General features: G+C 54.1%; 5 protein-coding genes. 1 reads left to right on the forward strand and 4 read right to left on the reverse strand.

Annotated features, from left to right (window positions below):
• Positions 1 to 37: 37 nt before the first annotated feature.
• Entirely contained in the window at positions 38 to 406 is a 369-nt protein-coding gene (locus tag A3850_RS03150; RefSeq protein WP_068214118.1) for a DUF2237 family protein, read from the forward strand.
• An 86-nt stretch (positions 407 to 492) separates the two neighbouring features.
• On the opposite strand, the gene A3850_RS03155 is transcribed toward A3850_RS03150, so the two are convergent.
• From A3850_RS03155 to sucD, 4 genes are all read right to left on the reverse strand, one after another.
• Positions 493 to 1,041: a carboxymuconolactone decarboxylase family protein gene (locus tag A3850_RS03155; RefSeq protein WP_068214120.1), complete on the reverse strand. Its 549-nt coding sequence runs from the start codon at positions 1,039 to 1,041 to the stop codon at positions 493 to 495.
• Positions 1,042 to 1,268: 227 nt separating this feature from the next.
• Positions 1,269 to 2,525, reverse strand: coding sequence for a 3-phosphoshikimate 1-carboxyvinyltransferase (locus A3850_RS03160; RefSeq protein ID WP_068214121.1), 1,257 nt, complete (start codon positions 2,523 to 2,525; stop codon positions 1,269 to 1,271).
• Positions 2,526 to 2,664: 139 nt separating this feature from the next.
• Positions 2,665 to 3,384, reverse strand: coding sequence for a 1-(5-phosphoribosyl)-5-[(5-phosphoribosylamino)methylideneamino]imidazole-4-carboxamide isomerase (gene hisA / locus A3850_RS03165; RefSeq protein ID WP_068214123.1), 720 nt, complete (start codon positions 3,382 to 3,384; stop codon positions 2,665 to 2,667).
• Positions 3,385 to 3,454: 70 nt separating this feature from the next.
• Positions 3,455 to 4,327, reverse strand: a complete 873-nt coding sequence (sucD, locus tag A3850_RS03170; RefSeq protein WP_068214124.1) for a succinate--CoA ligase subunit alpha — start codon at positions 4,325 to 4,327, stop codon at positions 3,455 to 3,457.
• Positions 4,328 to 4,660 lie beyond the last annotated feature (333 nt).

Consider the following 4,660-nt stretch of genomic DNA (forward strand, 5'->3'; position numbering starts at 1 on the left):
TTCCCTACCTATTTACCCTGCAACAGACCGCTCAACCATGACCAAAAACGTACTCGGCACCCCACTCATCGCTTGCTGCACGGACCCCATGACCGGCTTTTACCGCGACGGCATCTGCAACACGGGGCCCACCGACAGCGGCCGCCACGTCGTATGCGCCATCATGACGGAAGACTTCCTCACCTTCACCAAATCCCGGGGCAACGACCTTTCGACGCCGCGTCCGGAATATCAATTCCCTGGCCTACGCCCGGGCGATGGCTGGTGCCTTTGTGCCCTCCGCTGGAAGGAAGCTTACGACGCCGGCCACGCGCCCTTCGTTAAATTGGAAGCGACCCACGAGAAAGCACTGGAGTACGTCGACTTCGAAGCGCTGCTGGAGTATAAGCTGGTGGTTGAAAAGTAAAGTGGTCAGTCTCGTACCCCACAACGCAAATAGCCACTCATCGCTGAGATGAGTGGCTATTTTTAAAAGCAGATAAGCGCTAAAGCTTACGCATACACTTCCTCCAGGGCTGGCGCGGCGGGGAAGTCAACGGGTACTTGCGTTACGCCGTGTAGGTAGTTGGAGATGGTCTTGTCGCCGATCAAAACGATGGTATCCACCAGGTTTTCCTGCGTAAATCCAGCGGCCAGGAAGGCGTCGGTGACGTCCGCCGTCGGCTTACCGCGGTTAATGGTTACGGCGCGGGAGAAGGCCACCAATGCGTCGAGTTTTGCATCGAAGGAAGCCCGGCCGGCCCGGAGTTCCAGGATCTGTTCGTCGGTAAACCCATTCATTTTGCCCAGCGCAGTGTGGGCAGCCAAACAGTATTCACATTCATTGACTTGGCTGACGGCCAGGTTCACGGCTTCGCGCTCCTTAGCTTTCAGGCTGGTTTTTGCGTTGGAAAGGGCGAGGTAATTACCCAGTGCGTTCTTACTGTGGGCGTAAGTAGCGTAGAGGTTCGGGACGAAACCGAGTCCGCTTTCCAGGTTGTCAAAAATCGCCTGATTAGCTTCAGAAACGGTTGCGCGGGTGGGAACTTGAAAAGTAGCCATGGTATAAAAATTAATTGGAGATTGATAAAATGAATATCACTTCGTTTGTGATACTGCAAATATCAGCGCCTCCCTAGGGCGACCAATTAGCTTTTCTTCCCGGCCATTGACCGAATCTTCCCAACGTTCAAGCGGGCGCTGCCGCAGGTGCGGGGGAAGTAGGCAAGTAGGACTAAAGACGTCCGTTCAAGGTTTAGGATCCCTATTCTGCTAAAGTCCAGCTAGGACTACTCCGCCGTACTCAAGATCCCCAGCTTCTCCAGATCCGTATAGAAATCAGGATAGGACTTCCCCACCACTTCCGGGTCGGCAATCCGGAGTGGGCTCAGGAGTGCCAGTGGAGCCATAGCCATAGCCATCCGGTGATCGTGGTAGGTAGCAAACTCGGGTGGCGTATCCGTAAAGGTGGCCTTCCCCTCCTGCCCGAAGTACTGGATACCGGATTTTCCAGACATCTTGGCCGGGATCTTGTAAAGGGCAATTCCCAACTTACCCATTTCAGTCTTCATGGCCTTAACGCGATCGGTCTCCTTGATGAAGAGCGTCTGCAAACCACTGTACAATCCCTGCACGCCCAGGCCCGCGCAGGTGGCCATTAGGGTTTGGGCAATGTCCGGGCACTCTACGAAATCCTGCTCAAAGAACTCCGGCGCGGGCGTACCAGCAGCCTTAGTGATGTGTACACCGGTACTATTGAAGGTGGACTGTACGCCAAAACGTTCGTAGAGTTTAGCCACCACTGAATCTCCCTGCACACTCTCGGCGAATAAGCCGTCTACCTGGATGTCCGCTCCCTCCGTTGCCAGCGCGGCCAGGCTGTAGTAATAGCTGGCGGCAGACCAATCAGCTTCCACCGTAAATTCCTTGGCTTGATAAGCTTGAGGGGGGACCACGATAGTCTGCCCCTCCCATTCGTGCGCTACCCCAAAATACTGCATCAACGACAGCGTCATCTTGATGTAGGGAACGCTGACGATCTCGCCCTCTAGAGTAAGACGAAGACCTTTCGGCAACGTGGGCGCCAGCATCAACAAACTGGATATGTACTGGCTACTCGTATCGGCGGCAATGGTCAGTTCGTGGGTAGCATCGAGTCTGCTCTGGCCAATACGGAGAGGGGGGTAACTCTCATTTTCGGTGTATTCAATCTCCGCTCCCAACGTGCGTAAGGCATCTACCAGGATTCCGATTGGCCGTTCCTTCATGCGTTGGCTACCCGTCAGTACCTGGTGGCCGGGTCGGCGGCTGAGGTACCCCGTTAAAAAACGGAAGGTCGTACCGGCCGGGCCAGCATCAAGCACTTTGTCAGTGCTAGCTAGTAGTCGCTCCAGCCGCACGGTGTCGTCGGCCGCCGCTAAACGATGAATGGGAAAATGCTCTTCCGTGAGCGCCCGAATGATCAGCGCACGGTTGGCAATGGATTTAGATCCTGTCAGTTGAATTTGCCCCTTCAGCGGGCCACCAGGGTAGGAAAGAGTAAGCATAAAAGTTGGGCTGGTTGGCTTCGGGCGAAACCCATTTTAAAGAACTGAGCCGGAAACAGGATTAGTCCGATTTCGCTGCAATTGGTTCGTTTATCACACCAATTTGGAGTTCTGAGGTTGCCGGTAAAACTACTGCGGCTTATTCTTGGTAGCCAACCAATTCTTCGAGGGAAATACGACCCTCATAAAAGGCCTTGCCCACGATAACTCCGTAGCAGCCAAGAGACTGGACGGCATCGAGGTCCGCGGTTGTAGCTACCCCTCCACTAGCAATCAGGTTAACCCGAGGATTCTCGGCGATGATCTGCCGGTACATAGCTTCGGAAGTACCCGCGAGCATCCCGTCTTTACTGACGTCCGTACAAATAGTGTAGCGCAAGCCCTGCTCTACGTAGTGGCGAATGAAATCATAAACGCCCAGGTCACTACTCTCCTCCCATCCGGATACGGCGATCTTCCCATTTTTCGCGTCTGAGCCAAGGATGATCTTCTCCGGTCCGTAGCGTTCGATCCAACCCATGAACACGTCGGGGTCCTTCACCGCTATCGTCCCACCGGTAACTTGGTGGGCACCGGAAGCGAAGGCGATGCGCAGGTCTTCGTCGGATTTCATTCCCCCACCCCAGTCAATCTCCAGGTTGGTGTGGCCAGCGATGCGCTCCAGTACTTTATGGTTGACGATCCCACCTCCACGGGCCCCGTCAAGGTCCACTACGTGAATTTTCGTCAGCCCGGCAGCCTCGAACTCCTTGGCCTGAGCGAGTGGGTCCTCATTATATACCGTCTTACGGCTATAATCGCCCTGAGAAAGGCGGACGCATTTCCCATCGATCAGATCAATGGCGGGGATGATATACATTTTCAGTCTGTAGTCTGTAGTCCGTAGTCTACAGACTGTGGACTACAGACCATAGACTAGAGACTAAGTTTTATCCTTTCAGCGCAGCCACCATCGTTTTACCAATATCTGCTGGTGACTTGACTACGTGGATGCCACATTCCGCCATGATTTTCATCTTGGCTTCGGCCGTGTCCTCGTGGCCACCTACGATGGCGCCGGCGTGGCCCATGGTACGACCCTTAGGCGCAGTCTGGCCGGCGATAAAGCCGACTACGGGTTTGGTGCCGTGTTCTTTAATGTAGTGGGCCGCATCCGCTTCCATGGTGCCACCAATCTCACCGATCATGACGATGGCATCCGTATCGGGGTCCTCCATCAGGAGTTTTACCGCGTCTTTAGTAGTCGTACCAATGATAGGGTCTCCACCGATTCCGATGCAGGTACTCTGGCCCATTCCGGCCTTGGTGATTTGGTCAACCGCTTCGTAAGTAAGGGTACCGGAGCGAGATACAATACCAATCCGGCCGGGATTGTGAATGAAGCCGGGCATAATGCCACACTTAGCTTCGCCAGGCGTCATTACGCCGGGGCAGTTGGGGCCGATGAGCGTCGTATCGTAATCATTGATGAATGACCGCACTTTCACCATATCCTGTACGGGGATACCCTCCGTGATACAAATGATGACCTTAATGCCGGCAGCGGCTGCTTCCATGATGGCGTCTCCAGCGAATGCGGGGGGAACAAAAATCACGGAGACATCCGCGTTCACCTTCTCTACTGCTTCCTTAACGGAGTTAAAGACCGGAACGCCGACGGCTTCCTGGCCTCCTTTTCCTGGGGTAACACCGCCTACCAAATTGGTACCGTATTCTTTCATCTGGCCGGCGTGGAAACCGCCTTCCTTACCAGTGATTCCCTGGACGATGATGTTTGAGTCTTTGCGTACTAGGACGGCCATATCTTTTAATTTTGCTTTGTTAGTATTGGTCTAGCGGGTCATTTGTTCGGAGAAAGCGCGCCTCAATTGGTGTTGCGTTTCTCTTCGCATTCGAAATTCCTACGAGAGTGAACTTCGTTTCAAGCAGCCAGTGTACTGACCCGGAGGTATGTTCCCGTAGATTGGCGGCGAAGGTAAGGAATTTCACGGCCTTAAGTTGGGCCTCTCATTGCTTTTCGTTTGAGCTTCGGCGCTTGCCTTCATGAGATTTATTGGCAGCGACCAAATCGCCTAAAGCAAAAATGCCCCGGCTACCTACTGGCGGCCGGGGCATTTCATTCGTCCAGCAACGAC

It is taken from the genome of Lewinella sp. 4G2, from assembly GCF_001625015.1.
Taxonomy (GTDB): Bacteria; Bacteroidota; Bacteroidia; order Chitinophagales; family Saprospiraceae; genus Neolewinella.

What these genes read in the sequence shown, in the direction of transcription:
- A3850_RS03150 (WP_068214118.1), top strand. Translation starts at nt 38, where the DNA reads ATGACCAAAAACGTACTCGGCACCCCACTCATCGCTTGCTGCACGGAC.
- A3850_RS03155 (WP_068214120.1), bottom strand. Translation starts at nt 1,041, where the DNA reads ATGGCTACTTTTCAAGTTCCCACCCGCGCAACCGTTTCTGAAGCTAAT.
- A3850_RS03160 (WP_068214121.1), bottom strand. Translation starts at nt 2,525, where the DNA reads ATGCTTACTCTTTCCTACCCTGGTGGCCCGCTGAAGGGGCAAATTCAA.
- hisA (WP_068214123.1), bottom strand. Translation starts at nt 3,384, where the DNA reads ATGTATATCATCCCCGCCATTGATCTGATCGATGGGAAATGCGTCCGC.
- sucD (WP_068214124.1), bottom strand. Translation starts at nt 4,327, where the DNA reads ATGGCCGTCCTAGTACGCAAAGACTCAAACATCATCGTCCAGGGAATC.